Below are 19,226 nucleotides of genomic sequence, written 5' to 3'. Positions count from 1 at the left end.
CGCCCCGGACGAGCGACGAACCGCCTGAGCAGTTCATACGAGGGCGCGCGACCGGGTACCGTACCAGGATGACCTCCGAAACGAACAGCACCACCGACCCCATCGATGAGGGGCCCGTGGTGACGTTCGCCGACCTGGGGCTCAGCGAGCCCGTGCTCAAGGCTGTCAAGGAGATCGGGTACGAGACCCCGTCCGCGATCCAGGCTGCCACCATCCCGACCCTGCTCGCGGGCCGCGACGTCGTGGGCCTGGCCCAGACCGGTACCGGCAAGACCGCGGCCTTCGCGCTGCCCGTCCTGTCCCGCATGGAAGCCGGCAGCAAGCTGCCCCAGGCCCTCGTGCTCTCGCCCACCCGCGAGCTCGCGCTGCAGGTGTGCGAGGCGTTCGAGCAGTACGCGTCGCACATGCGCGGCGTGCACGTGCTCCCCGTGTACGGCGGCCAGGCCTACGGCGTGCAGCTGTCCGCGCTCCGTCGTGGCGTCGACGTCGTCGTGGGCACGCCCGGCCGCATCATGGACCACATCGCCAAGGGCACGCTCGACCTGTCCGAGCTGAAGTACCTGGTGCTCGACGAAGCCGACGAGATGCTCAAGATGGGCTTCGCCGAGGACGTCGAGACGATCCTCGCCGAGACCCCGGACACCAAGCAGGTCGCCCTGTTCTCGGCGACGATGCCCGCGCAGATCCGCCGCATCTCGAAGCAGTACCTCAACGACCCGGCCGAGATCACCGTCAAGGCGAAGACGACCACGTCCGCCAACACGACGCAGCGCTACCTGATCGTGTCGTACGCGCAGAAGGTCGACGCGCTGACCCGCATCCTCGAAGTCGAGGACTTCGAGGGCCTGATCATCTTCGTCCGCACCAAGAGCGAGACCGAGACCCTGGCCGAGAAGCTCCGCGCCCGTGGCTACGCGGCCGCGGCCATCAGCGGTGACGTCGCCCAGGCGCAGCGCGAGCGCACGGTCAACCAGCTGAAGTCCGGCAAGCTCGACATCCTGGTCGCCACCGACGTCGCTGCCCGCGGGCTGGACGTCGACCGCATCACCCACGTGGTCAACTTCGACATCCCCGTCGACACCGAGTCCTACGTCCACCGGATCGGCCGCACGGGTCGTGCCGGCCGCAGCGGTGCCGCGATCAGCTTCGTCACCCCGCGTGAGCGCCGCCTGCTCATCGCGATCGAGAAGGCCACGCGCCAGCCCCTCACCGAGATGACGCTGCCCTCGGTCGAGGACGTCAACGTCACCCGCCTGACCCGGTTCGACGACGCCATCACGGCGGCGCTCGAGTCCCGCGACCGCATCGACGCCTTCCGCGACATCATCGCCCACTACGTCGAGCACCACGACGTGCCCGAGCAGGACGTCGCCGCGGCGCTCGCCGTGGTCGCGCAGGGTGACACCCCGCTGCTGCTCGACCCCGCCGAGGACGCACTGCGCCGACAGGTGGAGCGCGACCAGCGTCGCGACGAGCGCAAGACCCGCGAGGACGACGGGGGCGACCGCCGCCGCCGGTCCGTCCCGATGACGCCGTACCGCATCGAGGTCGGCCGCCGCCACCGCGTCGAGCCGCGCCAGATCGTCGGTGCCCTGGCGAACGAGGGCGGCCTGCGTCGCGACGACTTCGGTGCGATCCGCATCCAGCCGGACTTCTCGATCGTCGAGCTGCCCTCGGACATGCCCGGCGACGTGCTCGGCAAGCTCTCCGACACCCGCATCAGCGGTCGTCTGATCGAGATCAAGCCCGACCGTCGTGGTGGCGGCGCCGGTGGCGGCTACCGCCGCGGCCCGCGCGAGGACCGCGACGAGCGTCCGGAGCGTCGGCCGCGCTACTGACGCGACCCCCTGACGGACAGGAGGCCCGGTGCCCGCTGGCACCGGGCCTCCCGGCCGTCTCGGCCCGCGCCTACGCGCGGGCGGGCTCGGCGACGCCGACCAGGGTCCGGCGGCAGACTTCGTCCCACGGCGTGGGCTGGATGCCGAAGTGCTCGCGCGCTGCGCTGTCGTCGACCACGTACGGTGCTGTCCACTGGTAGGCCATCTCGGCGATCTCCCGCATCATCGGCGACACCACCCCGATCGCACGCAGGGCCGGTCCGGGCAGTCGGTGCACGGTCACGGCGGGCTTGCCGGCGGCAGCGAGCACGTCCGTCAGCGCCCGGGTCTGCGAGACCGGCGGGTTCGACGGCACCATCCACGTGCGCCCGAAGGCTGCGGTGTCCGAAGCGGCGGCGACCAGCGTGCGTGCCACGTCGAGCACGTCCGTGAAGGTGTGCGGCAGGTCGGTGCGGCCGATCATCCAGACGCCCTTGCCGGCCAGTGCGCCGGGCAGCACCCGGGTGACGTGCCCGTTCATGCCGATGCCGGTGCCGACGTAGTCCGACGCGCGGACCTCGACGGTGCGCAGGCGTCCGGCGCGGTGGGCGTCGAGTGCGTCCTGCCACATCCGTGCGCGCAGGACCCCCTTGTGGTCGGTGGCCGCATCGGGCAGCCCCTCGTGCATGGGTCCGGTCGTCGGGCCGTACGGGTACAGGTTGCCGGTGATCGCGTAGACCGCGCCCGTGCGTTCCGCCGTCGTCAGCAACGACGTCGCCAGCGGAGGCCAGGTCCGCTCCCACTGCGTGTAGTCGCCCGGGTTCGCGCAGTTGTAGAGCACCGACGCGCCCTCGGTGACCCGGCTCAAGGCGTCGGCGTCCGAGGCGTCGAGCGCGCGGTGGGTGACCCCGGCCAGACCGGTGTCGCGGCCCGAGCGGGTGACGACGGTGACCTGTTCACCGCGTTCGGCGAGCAGTGCTGCGACGTGACGGCCGACGGGGCCGGCGCCGACGACGACGTGGTGCTGCGACATGGGGTTCCTCCCGGTACGAAGTGAGAGCACTGCTCTCGGTTCGATGAGCATGGCACCGTTGCCCGGCAAATGCAAGAGCACTGCTCTCGTTTGTGATCGGTGATCTCGCGTGGCAGTCTGGAAGGATGACCGACCGGACACCGACCGCACGCGACCTGGCTCGCGAGACCGTCCGCACGCGGATCATCGACGCTGCCCGCGCGCGCCTGACGGACGAGGGGCCGGCCCAGCTGAGCCTGCGCGCCGTCGCCCGCGACGTCGGCATGGTGTCGTCGGCGCTCTACCGCTACTTCCCGAGCCGCGACGACCTGCTGACCGCACTGCTGGTGCAGGACTACGACGAGCTCGGTGCCGCGGTCGAGGCCGCCGACGCCGCGCACGACCGATCCGACGTCGGCGGGCGGTGGATGGCCGCGTGCCGGGCGATCCGCACGTGGTCGCTCGCGCACCCCGGGGACTTCGCGCTGCTGTACGGCTCGCCGGTGCCCGGGTACGCTGCGCCCCAGGAGACGATCGTGCCCGCCACCCGCGTGGTCCTGGTGCTGGTCCGGACCGTCATCGACGCGATGGACGGCGGGGACACACCGCCGTCGTCGATCGTCCCGCCGCCTGCGCCGGTCGGCTCCGTGGTGGACGGCGCTGTCGCGTACATCCGGTCGCGGGGGATCAGCGAGGACACTCCGGCCGAGGCGGTGATGCGGACCCTGATGGCGTGGACCGCGGTGTACGGCACGGTGTCCTTCGAGTTGTTCGGCCACTACGTCGGGTCGGTGGGCGACCACGAGCGGTACTTCGACCTGGTGGCCGAGCGGTTGGCGGCGGACATCGGGTTCGCGGCCGCGGCCGCGCCCGCGGGAGCGCGTCCGGCATCCGCGTCGGCGTGACCGTTGCGTCCCCAGATCGGGGCGGCGCACTGACAAGCACCCGGTCCCTGAGGTAGACAGGTCGTGGTGCCGAGCCCGACCCGACGGACGGAGCACCGAGACCGCCGCCGGATCAGGAGACACCTTGCAGCGCACCACGACGTCGGACGTCGGCTCGGGAGCCGCACGATGACCGCGCTCGACCTCAGTCGCCAGGACCGCAGGCGGCTCGCCACGGGCACCGCGCGTCGACGGATCATCGCCGTCCGCACGGTGGCGCTGCTGGCATCGCTCGCCGGGCTGAACTACGTCGTGTGGCGGTGGGCTGCATCCGTGAACTGGCACTCGTGGTGGATCGCCGTGCCGCTCATCCTGGCCGAGACCTACAGCGTGATCGACTCGCTGCTGTTCGCGTTCGGTGCGTGGCGGCTGCGCGAGCGGGGTGAACCACCGACCACCCCGGCGACCGAGGTCACCGTCGACGTCTTCATCACCACGTACAACGAGCCGATCGACCTGGTGATGCGCACCGCCACCGCAGCGAAGGCGATCCGCTACCCGCACAGCACGTGGATCCTCGACGACGGCAACCGCCCGGAGATGCGTCAGGCGGCCGAGCAGCTGGGGCTCGGTGTGATCACCCGCGGGCAGGACTGGGTCGATCGCCCCCGGCACGCCAAGGCCGGCAACCTCAACAACGCCCTGATGGCGACGCAGGGCGAGTTCCTGCTCATCCTCGACGCCGACCAGGTCCCCGACCCGGCGATCCTCGACCGCACGCTCGGCTACTTCAAGGACCCCCGGATGGCGCTCGTGCAGACGCCGCAGTGGTTCGAGAACGTCCCCGACGCCGACCTGCTCGGCAGCCAGGCGCCCCTGTTCTACGGCCCGATCCAGCAGTCGAAGGACGGCTGGAACGCGGCGTTCTTCTGCGGCTCCAACGCGATCCTGCGGCGCGAGGCCCTGATGCAGCTCGGCATCTCCCGCTACGTGCGCGAAGTCGAGGCCTCGGTCGAACGCACCCTGCGCACCTCGCGCAAGCTCCTGTCCCGCGCACGTGAGCTCGAGACCGACCAGCGCGTGATCGAGGCCCTCGACGACGCCCAGGGCGTGGTGGACCGCGCGCGCGACCAGATGAGCCGTGACGAGCCGCTCGGCGACGTCACCTACGAGTTCCAGCGCGGGATCGACGCGATCGCGTTCCGGTTCGCCGCCGCCGACCTCGAATCCGTGCGCAGCGACCTGCAGGAGCTCGCGGCCCTGTCCACCGACGCCGACACCTTCGCCGGACTCGACGACGCCGCGCTCGACGTGCTCGGGCAGCGGGGTGCATCACCGGTCGCCGCGATCGAGGCCATCGCTGTGCTCGCCCGCGCGGTCGACGTCAACCGCGGCGACGAAGCACAGGCGGTCATGCCCCTGGCGACGATCTCGGTGACCGAGGACATGGCCACCGCGATGCGTCTGCACGGGCTGGGGTGGAAGTCGGCGTACCACGACGAGATCCTGGCGAAGGGCCTGGCCCCCGAGGACCTGCCGACGATGCTGGTGCAGCGGCTCCGCTGGGCGCAGGGCACCATGCAGGTGTTCTTCCGCGAGAACCCGCTGGTGCAGAAGGGGCTGTCGTTCGGGCAGCGGCTCATGTACTTCTCGACCATGTGGAGCTACCTGTCCGGCTTCGCGGCGATCGTCTACATCGCGGCCCCGGTGCTGTGCCTGTCGTTCGGGGTCGTGCCGGTGCAGGCCTACAGCGTCGACTTCTTCGCTCGGCTGATCCCGTTCCTGGTGCTCAACCAGCTGCTGTTCTGGGTGGTGGCCGCGGGCCGTCCGACCTGGCGCGGGCAGCAGTACTCGCTGGCGCTGTTCCCGGTGTGGATCGAGAGCGTGACCAGCGCGTTCCAGAACGTCTTCCGCGGCAAGCCCCTGGGGTTCCGGGTCACCCCGAAGGTGCGCGACGACGCCCAGGCGAAGCCGCGCTGGGACCTCGTCCGACCGCAGCTGTTCGCGATGGGGGCGCTCGTCGGCGCGCTGGTGCTGATCGGGATCCGCTACCTGAGCGGGCAGGCGGCCGGCATCGCACCGCTGGTCAACACCGCCTGGGTGGTGTTCGACCTGTTCATCTTCAGCATCGTGATCCGGGCCGTCCTGTACCGCGGCCCCGGCACCGTCCAGTCCGAGCACGAGTCGACCACCTCCGGAGGACCCCTGTGACCGCGTTCGACGTCCCCGCCGTCCCCGAGAGCCTGGACACCGTGCAGGACCGCTTCGGCGCCTGGTGGGACGGGCTCGGCATCGACGACGCCGCGCACCGCTTCGCACTCGAGACGGCGGTGGCCGAGATCGCCGCGAACATCGTCGAGCACACCGCCCGCGCCGATCGCCAGGCCGGCCGGCGGTACACCGTCGAGCTCCAGGCCACCGACCGAGCGCTCACCGCCGTGCTCCGCGACAACGGGCTGCCGGTCGACATCGACCTGAGCGCCGTCACCATGGCCGACGTCGATGCGGAGAGCGGCCGCGGACTCGCCCTGGCGATCGCTGCGCTCGACCGGCTCGAGCACCGGCACGAGGGCGGTCACAACGTGTGGACCCTGGTGTGCACCCGGTGAGGCGCACAGCCATCAGAATCCTCACCATGCTGGTCGTCGCGGGCACGCTCGCCCTCGGCGGAGCGCTGCCCGCCCAGGCCACGACCGCCGCGACTTCCGGGACATCCACGACATCCACGGCGAGGACGATCACAGCGGCCGCCATCGCCCCGGCGTCCGACAAGGCGTGGTTCGGCCCTGATCTCGACTGGGGCTCCGACGCACCCGACGGGTACGCGGGCCGGCTCGGAGCGGTCCCGTCCAGCTACGCCGTCGAGATCGACTACCCGATCGACACCGCCGCGCAGAAGCAGCTGCTCCGCGCGACCCGGGCCGCCGCCGCGCAGGGTGCGACCCTCGTGGTCAGCCTCGAGCCCGACGTCGCCCTGCGCTCCCTGACCGCAGCCGATGCACGGCATGCCGACGACCTGCTCGAACAGGTACACCAGCAGTACCGCACCCAGGTGCTCGTGCGGTTCGCACCGCAGATGAACGGCACGTGGGTGCGCTGGGGGCAGCAGCCCACGCAGTACGTCAAGGCCTTCCGGACCCTGGCGTCCGCGGTCCACCGGGGGTCCTCCGAGGCCCTGATGGTCTGGTCCCCGTCGTACGGCGCGGGCTACCCGTTCGGCCAGTCCGCGGGACGGTTGCAGGACCTGTCCGCCACCGACACCGCCAAGCTCGACACGAACGGCGACGGCCAGCTCACCGCGGCCGACGACCCCTACCAGCCGTACTGGCCCGGCGACTCCTCGGTCGACTGGGTCGGCATGTCGATGTACTACTTCGGCAAGGGCAAGGCGACCGAGGCCGCTGGACGCGACGTCCCGCTCACGACGAACGACGTCCCCGAGTCGGGCGAGGTCGCTGCCCGCTTCGCCGAGACGTGGGGGTACCAGCAGCCGCAGCAGGGCGACTTCTACACGCGCTTCGCCGCGGGGCACGACCGGCCGATGCTGCTCGACACGGGTGCGCTGTACGACCACTCGCTCAAGGGCGCCGCCGAACTCGACGTCAAGCAGGGGTGGTGGCGGCAGGTCTTCAGCGCGATCGAGTCACGGCCGCTCGTCCGCGGGGTCACCTTCCTCGAGACGAACCGTCGCGAGCCCGAGGCCGGCAACCGGGTCGCCGACTGGCGCGACACCGCGGTGCCGGGGATCGCGGGCTCGTTCCGCACCGACCTGCAGGGCACCGACCGGTTCGTGTTCGGTCCGGTCACCGAACGCGTGACACCGCAGGACGGCGCCGCGGCGACGAACCAGCAGCTCGACACCGGCGGCGACCAGATGGCGTGGATCGTCTGGTGCGCCGCCGGGCTGGCGGCCGTGTTCCTGCTGAGCGGACTGTTCGGCCGGTTGCTGCCGAGCTGGCGGTACCCGGACGACGGCAAGGCCGGGCGTGACCTGCGCCTCGACCTGTTCCGCGGGTTCATCATCCTGGCGGTGGTGATCACCCACATCGAGATCGGTGGCCCCTACTCGTACCTGACGTTGCACGCCGTCGGGGCGATCACGGGCGCGGAGATGTTCGTGTTCCTGTCCGGCATGGTGCTCGGCATGACCTACCCGCTGGCGATCGCGAAGTTCGGCGAGTGGGTCGCCGCCGTCGGGGCGTTGAAACGTGCGCGCAAGCAGTACGTCGTCACGCTCGTGGTGATCGCGGTGGTCTTCGCGCTGAGCTTCATCCCGTTCCTGAACACCGACGCGATCACGACGTTCACCGACCGGGGCACCGGCACCGGGGGTGTGGGTGCCGAGGGGCGCGTGTACGACCTGTACCCGAACGCGATGCAGCTGCTGGCCTACCCGCCGCCGTGGTTCGCGATCCGGCAGTTCCTGCTGCTCGAGATGGGCCCGTGGCCGTTCAACATCATGGGCCTGTTCGTGGTGCTGAGTCTGTTCATCCCGCTGCTGCTCTGGGTGATCCGGCGCGGCTTCTGGTGGGCGGTGCTGATCGTCAGCTGGGCGCTCTACGTGTTCCAGGCCCTCAACCCGGACTTCGCACCCCTGAACTCGCAGTTCAACGCCGTCTTCCCGCTGCTGACCTGGCAGGTGGTGTTCACGCACGGACTGGTGCTCGGGTACTACCGCCGCCAGGTCGTCGGGGCGCTGACCAGTCGGCTCGGCAAGGTCCTGATCGGGATCGCGATCGGCGGGTACGCGGTGTTCCTGGTCTACGTCTGGGCGGCGAACCACGCGGGATTCACCCCGACGCCGTTCCCCACGTCGATGTACGACGACCTGTACAACACGGCCTACCAGCGCGTCGACCTGCAGTGGGGGCGCCTGGTCGACATCGCGTTCTTCGCGATCGTGTCGTACGCCATCCTGACGGTGTTCTGGAAGCCGATCGCCGCCGCCATCGGCTGGCTGTGGATCCCGATCGGGCAGGCCAGTCTCTACGTGTTCGTCTGGCAGGTGTTCTTCGCGCTGGCCATCGCGTCCATCCCGGGAGTCCCCTGGGGCGACTTCTGGATCGGCTTCGTCGTGCACTCGGCCCTCATCCTGCTGGCGTGGTACATGGTCCGGAAGAAGTTCCTGTTCAGCGTCATCCCGCGCTGACCGCGCACGGTGCGAGGTTGGCCGCCGGTGCCGGGTTGACGGCGTGGTGCGCGCCTGTTGTCTCGCACCACGCTGCTGACGCCGCACCACGGGCACAGGGCAAAGCGACTGCGCACGGTGCGAGGTTGGCCGCCGGTGCCGGGTTGACGGCGCGGTGCGCGCCTGTTGTCTCGCACCACGCGGCTGACGCCGCACCACGGGCACAGAGCGAGAGCGGACGCGCTGACGCACCACGCGACGGACGGGAGGCCCGGTGCCAGCTGGCACCGGGCCTCCCGTCCGTCAGGTGGTCGCGATCAGGACGCCATGCGGCCCATCTCCGTCACCACGTCGCCCAGCACCGTGGCGAGCTCGTCGCCGTCGGCGACGGACGTGCGGTGCGCGACCTCGATGAGTGCCGCCATCACCAGGGTGACGGCGGTGCGCGCGGTCTGCGTGTCGGTGCGTTCGGCGGCGACCTCGATCACGGCGCTGCGGGTCGCCGCCATCCAGTCGAGCATGGTCGGCATCACCTCGGGGTGCCGCTGCACGAGCTGCCGGGCGCGGTCACGGTCCTGGGGGAGTGCGACCGTGTGCGCGACGAGGTCGCACAGGTCCGGTACGAGCGGCCCGTCCGAGGACAGGAAGCGCTGCCGGACCGGCCCGGGCACGGAGTTCGGCGGGAACCCGAGCGCCGCGTCGGCCTTCGACGGGAAGTAGTTGAAGAAGGTCCGCGGCGAGACGTCCGCCTCGGCGCAGATCTGCTCCACGGTGACCCCGCCCAGTCCCTGCTCCCCGACCAGCCGGGCTGCCGCGTCGTGGATCGCGTGGCGGGTCTGCTGCTTCTTCCGCTCGCGGAGCGTGCAGGAACCGTCCGCTTCGGTGGGTGTCTCGACGGAGGTCACCGGGTCACCGCCGGACGGTCGGCGTGGAGCCGGTCATCGGGCCGGTGAAGGACCCCGCCTCGGCGGCGGCGAGCCCCGCGTCGACCTCGAGCTGTGCCTCGGCGGACAGGTCCGCGCGCTCCTGCAGTGCCGACCGTGCGCGCAGCGGCGGCACCTTGAAGAACCAGCTCAGCACGAACGCCAGCAGGATGACGCCGAGTCCGACCCAGTAGATCGTGACGGACGAGGCGTTGAAGCCGGCCATGAACGGGCGGGTCAGGCGGGCGTCGGCGCCGGTCAGGAACGAGGTGTCGTTCGTGCTCGACACGCTGGAGCCGCTGTCCGTCGACTGCTGCTCGAGCGTGTCGATGATCGACGGCACGGCCTGGTCGACGTAGTACTGCCGGTCGGAGGCGTTCGACCAGTCGACGACGAGTGCGCCGTCCTGCACCGTGGCGTGGGCCTTCGATGCGACCGTCTGCAGGGCGGTGGCCTCGGCGGCCGGGGTGGCGGCGGCGACCTGCTGGTCGATGACCGTCTGCGCTGCCGCTGCAGGGACCGTTCCGGCGGCGACCTGCGCCTGCACGGCGGCGGTGACCTGCTGCGTGACGGCCTCGTCCGCGGCCTGCTTGGCATCGGTGGTGGCGTCGTCCAGGCCGTCGGCCACCTGCTGCTGGACCGGGCCGGTGATCGGCTGCCAGATCTTCTCGATGACGCCCTGGTTGCGCTGGGCGCTGGCGACCGTCGGGTTGAGCGCGGCGTCGAGCCCGTCGGACAGGGTGCCCTTGTCCGCCGTGGCGCTGAGGATGTTCGCCGGCATGACGGAGAACAGGATCGACAGCAGGACGGCGGTGCCGAGCGTGCCACCGATCTGGCGGAAGAACGTGGCGGACGACGTCGCGACGCCCATGTCCCGCGCTTCGACCGAACCCTGGGATGCCAGGGTCAGCGACTGCATGACCGAGCCGAGCCCCAGGCCGATCAGGAACATGCCGATCATCAGGAACCACAGCGGCTTGTCGATCGACATGAACGTCAGGACGACGTAGCCGGCCGACACCAGTGCGGTGCCGATGACGGGGAAGATCCGGTAGCGACCGACGCGGGCGACGATCTGCCCGGAGGTGATCGACGCGATCATCAGGCCACCCACGAGCGGCAGCGTGGCGAAGCCGGACTGGGTCGGGCTCAGGCCGACGACGATCTGCAGGTACAGCGGGATGGTCAGCATGGCCCCGAACATCGCGAAGCCGACCAGGAAGCCGATGACGGTCGCCATCGAGAACGTGCCCGAGCGGAAGAGCTTGAGCGGGATGATCGCCGCGTCGCCCGTCTTCGACTCGACGATCAGCAGCGTGACCAGGCCGACGACACCGATGACGTAGCAGGCGATGGCGGCCGGGGAGCCCCAGCCCCAGGTGCGTCCCTGCTCGGCGACGAGCAGCAGCGGCACGAGCGTGACGATGACGGCGGTCGCGCCCCACCAGTCGACCTTGGGCTTGTCGGTCTTGTCGTGCACCTTCGGCAGGTGCAGGAACACGATCACCATGACGAGCGCGGCGATGCCGATCGGGACGTTGATCAGCAAGACCCAGCGCCACCCGGTGACGAACAGGATCTCGCTCGTGCCGGCGAGCAGGCCACCGATCAGCGGACCGATGACGCTCGAGATGCCGAACACGGCCAGGAAGTAGCCCTGGTACTTCGCGCGCTCACGAGGAGCCAGGATGTCGCCCATGATGGCCAGGGGCAGCGACATCAGCGCGCCGGCGCCGATGCCCTGCACCGCGCGGAACCCGGCGAGCATGAGCATCGACGTGGACATCGACGACAGCACAGCGCCCAGGATGAACACGACGATGCCGAAGATGTAGAGGGGACGGCGGCCGAAGACGTCGGAGAGCTTGCCGTAGATCGGGGTCGCGATCGTCGACGTGATCAGGTACGCCGTCGTGACCCAGGCCTGCTGGTCCAGCCCGTGCAGGTCGTCACCGATCGTGCGGATCGCGGTGCCGAAGACGGTCTGCCCGAGCGAGGACAGGAACATCCCCGCCATCAGGCCGTAGATGACGAGCAGGATCTGGCGGTGCGTCATGAGCGGCTGCTGGCCGGGTCCGGCGGTGCCGGGGGCCGAGGCGTCGTGACGCCCGCGCTGCACCTGGACGGGTGCGGTGGCGGTTGACATGCGTTCCTTCGTGGTTCGAGCGGTTCTGGAGGCTGCTCGGGAGACCGGACGTGTCGAGGCGCAGACCCGTGGGGTGGGCGGCGACACCGGTACTCGACCTTGCAGTGACTGCAAAGTTACACCATGTGCTTCCAGCAAGCAACTAAATGGTCACCGTAGGCTTGCGGTGTGACCGAGGACCGCGCCGACTCCGAGCGAGCACTCCGACAGCAGCTCGACCGGCTCTGGGTCCGGCAGGCCCTGCGGTCGGTGCTGATCGAGGACCGCGGCGGACTCGACCCGACCGCGCGGGTGATCCTGCGGGCCGTCGAGCGACTCGGTCCCGTTCGGGCCACGACGGTCGCCGAGCTGACCGGGCTGTCCCGGCCGGTCGTCAGCCGTCGTGTGGCGTCACTCGTGAGCGCTGGGCACCTCGGTACGACGCCCGACCCCGAGGACGGCCGTGCCAGCCTGCTCGAGCTCGCTCCCGTGGGGCGCCGCCTGCTCGACCAGCTCGACGTGCACGGGGACGAGACCTTCGACGACATCGTGGGGGAGTTCGCCGACGACGACCTGCGTGCGCTGGCCGTGCTGCTCGGCCGGTTGAACGACCGCGCCGACGACGTGTTGCGGGCGGCGGTGCGCCGCCGCTGACGCCGGCGCCGGCGCCGGCGAGCACGGTGCGAGGTTGCGGTTCGGTGCCGGGTTGATCGGACCGTGCGCGGAATCAGGCTCGCACCGGGCGGACGAGATCGCACCGGCCGCCAAGTCAGCACGGTGCCGACATCGGCACCGTGCGTAGATGCGCGCGCCGTGACGGACGGGAGGCTCGGTGGCAGCGGGCACCGAGCCTCCCGTCCGCCCCGCGGTTGGGGGGCGAGCCGGCGGGCGCGCCCGACGTGGACAGTGCGGTCCGGCCCGAACCCCAGGCGGCCAGACGCTCGCGGGCGGCGTCGTCCCGCTCGTCCTGCAGTGCGGTGGCGTGCGCCTGCTCGAGCACCTCGTCGATCACGATGCGCTGCCCGGTGCGGGTCGAGGCGATCGCGGCCTCGACCATCGCCAGGCTCATGACGTTGCCGTGCACCTCGCCGTCGGGCGTCGTGCCGGAGCCGAGCGCGCGGACGAACGAGGCCAGTGCGCCCGCGATCTCGGTGCCGACGCTCGGGGCGGACCCGGGGGAGCCGGGTGTGCCGTCGAGGTCGCTCGTCGGGTCGTGGTCGCCGTCCCACAGTGCTGCGCCGTCCGCACCCGATGCGCGCCAGTCGCCGTTCCACGACGTCTCGGCACCCGGGGCGCACCACGAGCCGTCGTAGACGTAGCGGATGTCGTCCTCGAACGTGAACACCGCAGCGGCCGCCGCGTCGCCGCGGTACCAGGACCACGACGGGTTGTACGACTCGCAGTAGACCGACACCGGGTCGCGTTCGAGCAGGTACCGGGCGGAGTCGAACGGGTGGATCGCCATGTCGAGCAGCAGGACGTCGTCCATCTCCTCGCGGAAGCCGCCGAAGTGCGGGGCCTTGGCGAACCGGGTGCTCAGCGTGCCGATGGTGCCCAGGCCGCGCAGGTGCTGCCGGAACGCGACCAGGTGGTCGTTGTACCGACGGGACTGCGACACCATGAACAGCTGCCCGGTGGCCTCGGCTGCCGCGGCGAGCGACAGGGCCTCGGCGACGGTCTGCGCCGCGGGCTTCTCGCCGAGGACGGGCAGGCCGGCGTGCAGGGCCTCCATCGTGATCGGGTGGTGGGCGACCGGCACGGTGATGTCGAGCACCGCCTGGGCACCCGTCTCGGCAGCCAGTTCGGTCAGGCTCCGTCCGACGGGGATCGACGCGTCGCCGGCCAGTTCGGCACCGGCGCGGGCGACGTCGAGGTCCAGGTCGACGATGCCGACCAGTTCAACGTCCGGGTCGGCGGCGACGGTGCTGAGCCAGGCGCGGCCCATCCCGCCCGCGCCGACCTGGACCACCCGGAGCGTCATGCCTGCGCCCCCTCGGGGGCCGGGGCCGCCTGCTGCTCGTGCTCGTGCTCGTGCTCGTGCTCGTGCTCGTCGACCGACTCGACCGGGGCGTCGTCGAACGGGCCGCGGTAGTGCTGGCCGTCGAAGTACTCGCCCAGGTCGTACCGGCGGAGCGTGGGGATCTCGCGCTCGCGCTCGGGGCGGGCCCACTCGGTGGCGTTCGCGATCACGCGGCGGACGTCCTTGTGGTGGTACACGGGGAAGTCCTGGTCACCGGGGGAGAAGTAGAAGATCTTCCCCAGGCCGCGGCGGTAGGTCATGCCGCTCCGGAACACCTCGCCACCGGTGAAGCCCGAGATGAAGACGAGCTCGTCGGGGGTCGGGACGTCGAAGTACTCGCCGTACATCTCCTGCTCGGGGATGACGATCGGGTTCGGGACGCCGCGGGTGATCGGGTGCTGCGGGTTGACGGTCCAGACGAGTTCCTGGTCGTGTTCGCTGCGCCAGCGGAGGGTGCACGTCGTGCCCATCAGCTTGCCGAAGATCTTCGACCAGTGTCCCGAGTGCAGCACGATCAGTCCCATGCCGGACAGCACGTGCTTGTGCACCCGGTCGACCACGGCGTCGTCGACGTCGGCGTGTGCCGCGTGGCCCCACCAGGTCAGGACGTCGGTGTTCGCCAGGACCTCGTCGGTCAGGCCGTGCTCGGGCTCCTGCATCGTCGCGGTGCGGACGACGGCCTCGGGCAGGTTCTCGCGGATGCCGTCCGCGATCGCGCCGTGCATGCCCTCGGGGTAGCGCTCGGCGACGTGCTGCTCGACCTGCTCGTGGACGTTCTCGCCCCACACGGTGATGCGCAGCGGGGTGGAGGTGGTGTCGCTCATGTCGTTCGGCTTTCTTCCCCCGCAGGGGTGTTCGGTGATGGGAGGTGCTGCTCGGCCGAACCGGTCACGTGACCGCGTCGCGTCACGTCGCCGTGCCGCGTCACTTGACCGCACCGCCGAGGGCGCCGGCTGCGATGTACTTCTGCGCGAAGATCAGCAGGACGGCGGCGGGCAGCGATGCCAGGACCGAGGTCGCCATGACGGGCCCCCAGTCGGTGACGTTCGAGCCGATGTAGTTGTAGATGCCGAGGGTGATCGGACGGACCGCGGTCGTCGACGTCAGGGTCAGCGCGATGAGGAAGTCGCCCCAGGCACCCAGGAAGGTGAACAGCGCCGCGGTGACGATCGCGTTGCGGCTGATCGGCACGACGATCGACACGAACGCGCGGAAGTCGCTGGCGCCGTCGACCAGGGCCGCTTCGACCAGGCTCGGCGGGATCGACTCCATGAACGCGCGCATCAGCAGGATCGCGAAGGGCACCTGCACGGCACTGTCGGCCAGGATCAGGCCGATGTAGCTGTTGAGCAGCCCCACGTTGTTGAACAGCGTGTACAGCGCGTTCGCGATGACGATCGCGGGGATCATCTGCGTGATGAGGAGCACCAGCATGAAGATCCCGGTGCCGCGCATCTTGAACCGTGCCAGCCCGTAGGCCGCCGGGGTCGCGATGACCAGCGTCAGCACCACGGTGCCGAGACCGATGATCATGCTGGTGACGAAGTTCTGCCCCTGCTGGGCGAACGCCGCCTGGTACCCGGCGAAGGTGGGGCTCCACGGGAACCACGTCGCGGTGGCCGCACCCGAGGTGGCCTGCAGGCTCGTGTTCACCATCCAGTAGACGGGGAACACCATGATCGCCAGGAACAGGCAGCCGAGGATCGTGAACGGGATGCCCTTGACGGTGCCGCGCGGTCGCGGTGCCTTGGCCGTCCGCTTCGTGGTGAGCGCACGGGTGGCGGTGACGGTCTGGTTCGCGATGCCGACGCTCATTCGTCGACCGCCTTCCGTGAGATGGCCAGGTAGATCATGGCGAAGACGAACGAGACGACGATGAGCACGTTGCTGACCGCGGCTCCGATGCCGAACTGGAAGTTGATGAACGACTGGTGGTAGGCGTTCGTGGCGAGGGTCTGCGTCGAGTTCGCCGGGCCGCCGCCGGTCAGGCCGAGGATGATGTCCACGACCTTCAGCGTGTAGACGACCCCCAGCACGATCACGACGCTGACCACGCTCCGGATGCTCGGCCAGGTGATGTGCCAGAAGGCCTTCCACCCGGTGGCACCGTCGAGGGACGCGGCTTCGTAGAGCTCGGGCGGCACGGACTGCAGCCCGCTGTACAGGATCGTCGTGTTGAACGGGATGCCGAGCCAGACGTTGACGCCGATGACGGCGATGAGCGCCAGGCTCGGGCTGACCAGCCACGGCACCGGGGCGATGCCGACGACGCCGAGCAGCTGGTTCAGGGCGCCGCTGTCCTGGTCGAGCAGCCACTTCCACACCGCGCTCGAGGCGATGAGGGGGAGCAGCCACGGCAGCAGGAGCAGGCCGCGCAGGAAGCCCGACAGCGGGAAGTGCCGCCGGAAGAACAGCGCCAGCGCGAGCCCGATGACGAACTGCAGGATGATCGAGCCGGCGGTGAACAGGGCGGTGTTCACGACGCTGGTGGTGAAGACCGCGCTCTGGAACACCTGGATGTAGTTGCCGAGGCCGACCCAGGGCGCTTCGCCCGTGAAGAAGGTCGCGGTCGTGTAGTCCTGGAAGGACATGATGATGTTCTTGACCACGGGGTAGCCGAAGAACACGAGCACGAAGATCGCCGCCGGCACCACGAAGAGCCATCGGGTCACGCCGGATCGGAACCGGGCACGTTGCTGTCCGGGTCGGGGTGTCACCACGGGCAGCGTCGTCCGTGGTCGTGTCTGTGTCGAGGCGCTCACGCCGGGGGTCCTTTCCTCCACGCGGGAGGGAGCCGGCCGGACGGCCGGCTCCCCGAGTGCTACTGCTCTTGCGACTGCGCCTGCTTCAGGGCGTCCGCGGGGTCGGCCTTGCCGGTCAGCGCGAGCTGCACGGCGGTGTAGATCTTCGTCGCGGCCTTGGGCCAGTCGGGTCCGAGCTCACCGGTGCGAGCGCGGGCCGTCTTCACCGTGGTCACGAACGAGGCGACCTGCGGGTGGTCGGTCGCCCATGCGGCGCCGGCCTCGATGTTCGTCGGGACGTTGCCGGTGACGCCGGCGATGACCTTCTGCATCTTGACGGTGTTCAGGCAGCCGACGAACTTGCCGGCGAGCGCCATCGTGTCCTTGTTGCCGGTCTGCGGGACGGTGAACGCCTCGCCGCCGAGCGGGGCGACGGTCTCGGACCCGGTGCGGGTCGGGATCGGCACGGAGTCGAACTGCAGGCTCTTCTTGGCGTTGAGCAGCGGCAGCTGCCACGGGCCGTTGATCATCATCGCGGCCTTGCCGGCCAGGAACTGGTTGTTCACGTCGGCCTGGGCCCAGTTGATCGAGCTCTTCGACATCGAGCCGTCGTCCTGCAGGCTCTTCACGAACTCGAGTGCCTGCGTGGCCTTCGTGGTGTCGATGTTCTTCTCGTTGCCGCCGTTCGACCAGAACATCGGCAGGAACTGCCAGGTGCCCTCGTAGGTGTTGATGTTGCTCATCGCGAAGCCGTAGGTCGAGCCGCTGGTCAGCTTCTTCGCCGCCGCCTGCAGCTCGTCCCACGTCTTGGGCGGGGTGATGCCGGCGTCGCTGAGCATCTTCTTGTTGTAGTAGAGCGCGATCGAGTTGGTGGCGGGCTGCAGGCCGTAGAGCTTGCCCTTGTAGGTGTTCGCCGCCTTGACGCCGGGGACGTCGCCGGACGCGTCGAGCTTGTAGTCGCCGAGGTCGGACAGCGCACCGGACGATGCGATCTGCTGCACGTCGGGGTTGTCGAGCATGAGCACGTCGGGCAGGGTCTTCGACGATGCCTGCTGCAGCACCTTCGCGATGAGACCGGCACCGGCGACGTGGTTGATGGTCAGCTTCGCGCCGACGGTCGTGGCGCACTGCTTGTAGATCGGGTTGTAGTTAGCCGCGTAGTAGTCCTCGATCGTGAGGTTCTTCGAGCCGGAGCCCGACGATGCGGTGCCCGAACCGGAGCAGCCGGTCAGGACCAGCGGGATCGTGGCGACGACGGCGACGGCGCCGACGATCGCACGCATCCGGCGCGACGGGGAAGTGAACTTGTGCTTCATTGCAGAGCTCTTCTCTTGGGCGGGTCTTGGGGCAGACACGCGCCGACGAGGCCGTTCGACATCGTCGTCGCTGTGCTCTTGAGGCGAGAAGCTAACAGAGAAGCGCTTTACTTGTAAAGCGCTTTTCTGTATCGGTTCGTGGCTATGCTGACCACATGGCCACGATGCAACAGGTCGCGGACCGTGCCGGTGTCTCGATCGCCACGGTGTCCTTCGTGGTGAACGGCACCAAGTACGTCACCCCGAAGACCACGGCGCGGGTCACCGCCGCGATGCGCGAGCTGAAGTTCCGCAACAACGTCGTCGCGCGGGCACTGGCCAGTCGACGCACACGCATCATCGCGCTGCTGTTCCCGACCACCGGCAACCGCTTCAGCCCGACCACCTCCGAGTTCTTCATGGCCGCGGCCGAGCGGGCGTCCGAGCGCGGCTACCACCTGGTGCTCTGGCCGGTCGACCCCGCCGGCGACGACCTGGACGACCTGGTGTCCGGCGGCCTGGTCGACGGCGTGATCCTGATGGAGGTGCGCATGGACGACCCCCGCGTCGCCGTGCTCACCGAGCTCCAGGTGCCCTTCACCCTGATCGGCCGGACCCGTGACAGCAGTGCGCTGCCGTACGTCGACATCGACTTCGAGACCACGATCGAGGACAGCCTCGACCACCTCGCCGCGCTCGGGCACCGTCGGTTCGGGCTCGTGCTCGAGGACCTGGACGGCACGCCGATGGCCGGCTACGCACCGCACCAGCGCGTCCAGGACACGTTCGTCCGGTCGGTCGCCGACCGCGGGTGCACCGGATCGATCGTCTTCGCGGACGGTGGCAGCGACGGCGGTCGTGCCGCGGCGCGCCGACTGCTCGAAGTCGATTCCGACGTCACCGCGGTGCTCGTCATGAAGGACGACTCGTCGGCGGGGCTGCTCGTCGGCCTGTACGCGGCCGGGCGCCGGGTCCCCGAGGACGTCTCGGTGCTGAGCATCGCGTCGTCGAGCGCGAACGGCGACCAGCACTACCCGCGACTGTCGACGATGGTCGCCCCGGGTCGCGAACTCGGCGTCCGTGCCGCCGACGCCCTGATCGACCAGTTGGACGGCACCTCGGTCGAGCTGCCGCACTTCCTGCTGCCCTGCGAGTTGCGCGTCGCCGAGTCGACGGCCGTCGCTTCGTCCTGACCCACGGACGGACAGGAGGCTCGGTGCCAGCTGGCACCGCGCCTCCTGTCGGTCGCGTCAGTTCGACCGTGAGGTCTTCGTGAACAGG

The 19,226-nt window shown here is 69.9% G+C and carries 15 protein-coding genes; 7 read left to right on the top strand and 8 right to left on the bottom strand.

Annotated features, from left to right (window positions below; all coding sequences use genetic code 11):
- Window positions 1-68 precede the first annotated feature (68 nt).
- On the top strand, window positions 69-1,838 hold the full coding sequence (locus MT346_RS16480) for a DEAD/DEAH box helicase (RefSeq protein ID WP_243564176.1): 1,770 nt from the start codon (window positions 69-71) through the stop codon (window positions 1,836-1,838).
- A 70-nt stretch (window positions 1,839-1,908) separates the two neighbouring features.
- Here MT346_RS16480 and MT346_RS16475 read toward each other — a convergent pair whose 3' ends face one another.
- Window positions 1,909-2,850 (bottom strand): NAD-dependent epimerase/dehydratase family protein, encoded by a 942-nt coding sequence (locus tag MT346_RS16475; RefSeq protein WP_243564175.1) that lies wholly within the window; start codon window positions 2,848-2,850, stop codon window positions 1,909-1,911.
- Between the two features lie 125 nt (window positions 2,851-2,975).
- On the opposite strand from MT346_RS16475, the gene MT346_RS16470 reads away from it, so the two are divergent.
- The 4 genes from MT346_RS16470 (at window position 2,976) to opgC (ending at window position 8,862) form a co-directional block, all read left to right on the top strand.
- Window positions 2,976-3,734, top strand: coding sequence for a TetR/AcrR family transcriptional regulator (locus MT346_RS16470; protein ID WP_243564174.1), 759 nt, complete (start codon window positions 2,976-2,978; stop codon window positions 3,732-3,734).
- 168 nt (window positions 3,735-3,902) lie between these two features.
- Window positions 3,903-5,924, top strand: coding sequence for a glycosyltransferase (locus tag MT346_RS16465; protein ID WP_243564173.1), 2,022 nt, complete (start codon window positions 3,903-3,905; stop codon window positions 5,922-5,924).
- On the top strand, window positions 5,921-6,322 hold the full coding sequence (locus MT346_RS16460) for an ATP-binding protein (RefSeq protein WP_243564172.1): 402 nt from the start codon (window positions 5,921-5,923) through the stop codon (window positions 6,320-6,322). The genes MT346_RS16465 and MT346_RS16460 overlap by 4 nt, the downstream gene beginning before the upstream one ends.
- 26 nt (window positions 6,323-6,348) lie before the next feature.
- Entirely contained in the window at window positions 6,349-8,862 is a 2,514-nt protein-coding gene (gene opgC, locus MT346_RS16455; protein ID WP_243564171.1) for an OpgC domain-containing protein, read from the top strand.
- A gap of 296 nt (window positions 8,863-9,158) precedes the next feature.
- Here opgC and MT346_RS16450 read toward each other — a convergent pair whose 3' ends face one another.
- Together MT346_RS16450 and MT346_RS16445 are read right to left on the bottom strand one after the other, a co-directional pair.
- Window positions 9,159-9,746, bottom strand: a complete 588-nt coding sequence (locus tag MT346_RS16450; RefSeq protein WP_243564170.1) for a TetR/AcrR family transcriptional regulator — start codon at window positions 9,744-9,746, stop codon at window positions 9,159-9,161.
- 4 nt (window positions 9,747-9,750) lie between these two features.
- Window positions 9,751-11,910, bottom strand: coding sequence for an MDR family MFS transporter (locus tag MT346_RS16445; RefSeq protein WP_243564169.1), 2,160 nt, complete (start codon window positions 11,908-11,910; stop codon window positions 9,751-9,753).
- A gap of 168 nt (window positions 11,911-12,078) precedes the next feature.
- Between MT346_RS16445 and MT346_RS16440 the strand changes: the two genes are divergently transcribed.
- Window positions 12,079-12,543: a MarR family winged helix-turn-helix transcriptional regulator gene (locus MT346_RS16440; RefSeq protein ID WP_243564168.1), complete on the top strand. Its 465-nt coding sequence runs from the start codon at window positions 12,079-12,081 to the stop codon at window positions 12,541-12,543.
- Between the two features lie 115 nt (window positions 12,544-12,658).
- On the opposite strand, the gene MT346_RS16435 is transcribed toward MT346_RS16440, so the two are convergent.
- From MT346_RS16435 to MT346_RS16415, 5 genes are all read right to left on the bottom strand, one after another.
- A complete protein-coding gene (locus MT346_RS16435; RefSeq protein WP_243564167.1) occupies window positions 12,659-13,870 on the bottom strand; it encodes a Gfo/Idh/MocA family protein in 1,212 nt (403 codons plus the stop codon).
- Window positions 13,867-14,733 carry a ThuA domain-containing protein gene (locus MT346_RS16430; RefSeq protein WP_243564166.1) on the bottom strand — a complete coding sequence of 289 codons (867 nt, stop codon included), beginning with the start codon at window positions 14,731-14,733 and terminating at the stop codon, window positions 13,867-13,869. The genes MT346_RS16435 and MT346_RS16430 overlap by 4 nt, the downstream gene beginning before the upstream one ends.
- Before the next feature lie 100 nt (window positions 14,734-14,833).
- On the bottom strand, window positions 14,834-15,724 hold the full coding sequence (locus MT346_RS16425; protein ID WP_243564165.1) for a carbohydrate ABC transporter permease: 891 nt from the start codon (window positions 15,722-15,724) through the stop codon (window positions 14,834-14,836).
- Window positions 15,721-16,581 carry a carbohydrate ABC transporter permease gene (locus MT346_RS16420; RefSeq protein WP_374202537.1) on the bottom strand — a complete coding sequence of 287 codons (861 nt, stop codon included), beginning with the start codon at window positions 16,579-16,581 and terminating at the stop codon, window positions 15,721-15,723. The genes MT346_RS16425 and MT346_RS16420 overlap by 4 nt, the downstream gene beginning before the upstream one ends.
- Before the next feature lie 149 nt (window positions 16,582-16,730).
- Window positions 16,731-17,966: a sugar ABC transporter substrate-binding protein gene (locus tag MT346_RS16415; protein WP_243564164.1), complete on the bottom strand. Its 1,236-nt coding sequence runs from the start codon at window positions 17,964-17,966 to the stop codon at window positions 16,731-16,733.
- A 155-nt stretch (window positions 17,967-18,121) separates the two neighbouring features.
- Between MT346_RS16415 and MT346_RS16410 the strand changes: the two genes are divergently transcribed.
- Complete coding sequence (locus MT346_RS16410) at window positions 18,122-19,138, top strand: LacI family DNA-binding transcriptional regulator (RefSeq protein ID WP_243564163.1); 1,017 nt, start codon at window positions 18,122-18,124, stop codon at window positions 19,136-19,138.
- Window positions 19,139-19,226 lie beyond the last annotated feature (88 nt).

Origin of the sequence: Curtobacterium sp. VKM Ac-2922, from assembly GCF_022815645.1 — a bacterium.
GTDB lineage: Bacteria > Actinomycetota > Actinomycetes > Actinomycetales > Microbacteriaceae > Curtobacterium.
This window is presented reverse-complemented; position numbering and strand designations above follow the sequence as displayed.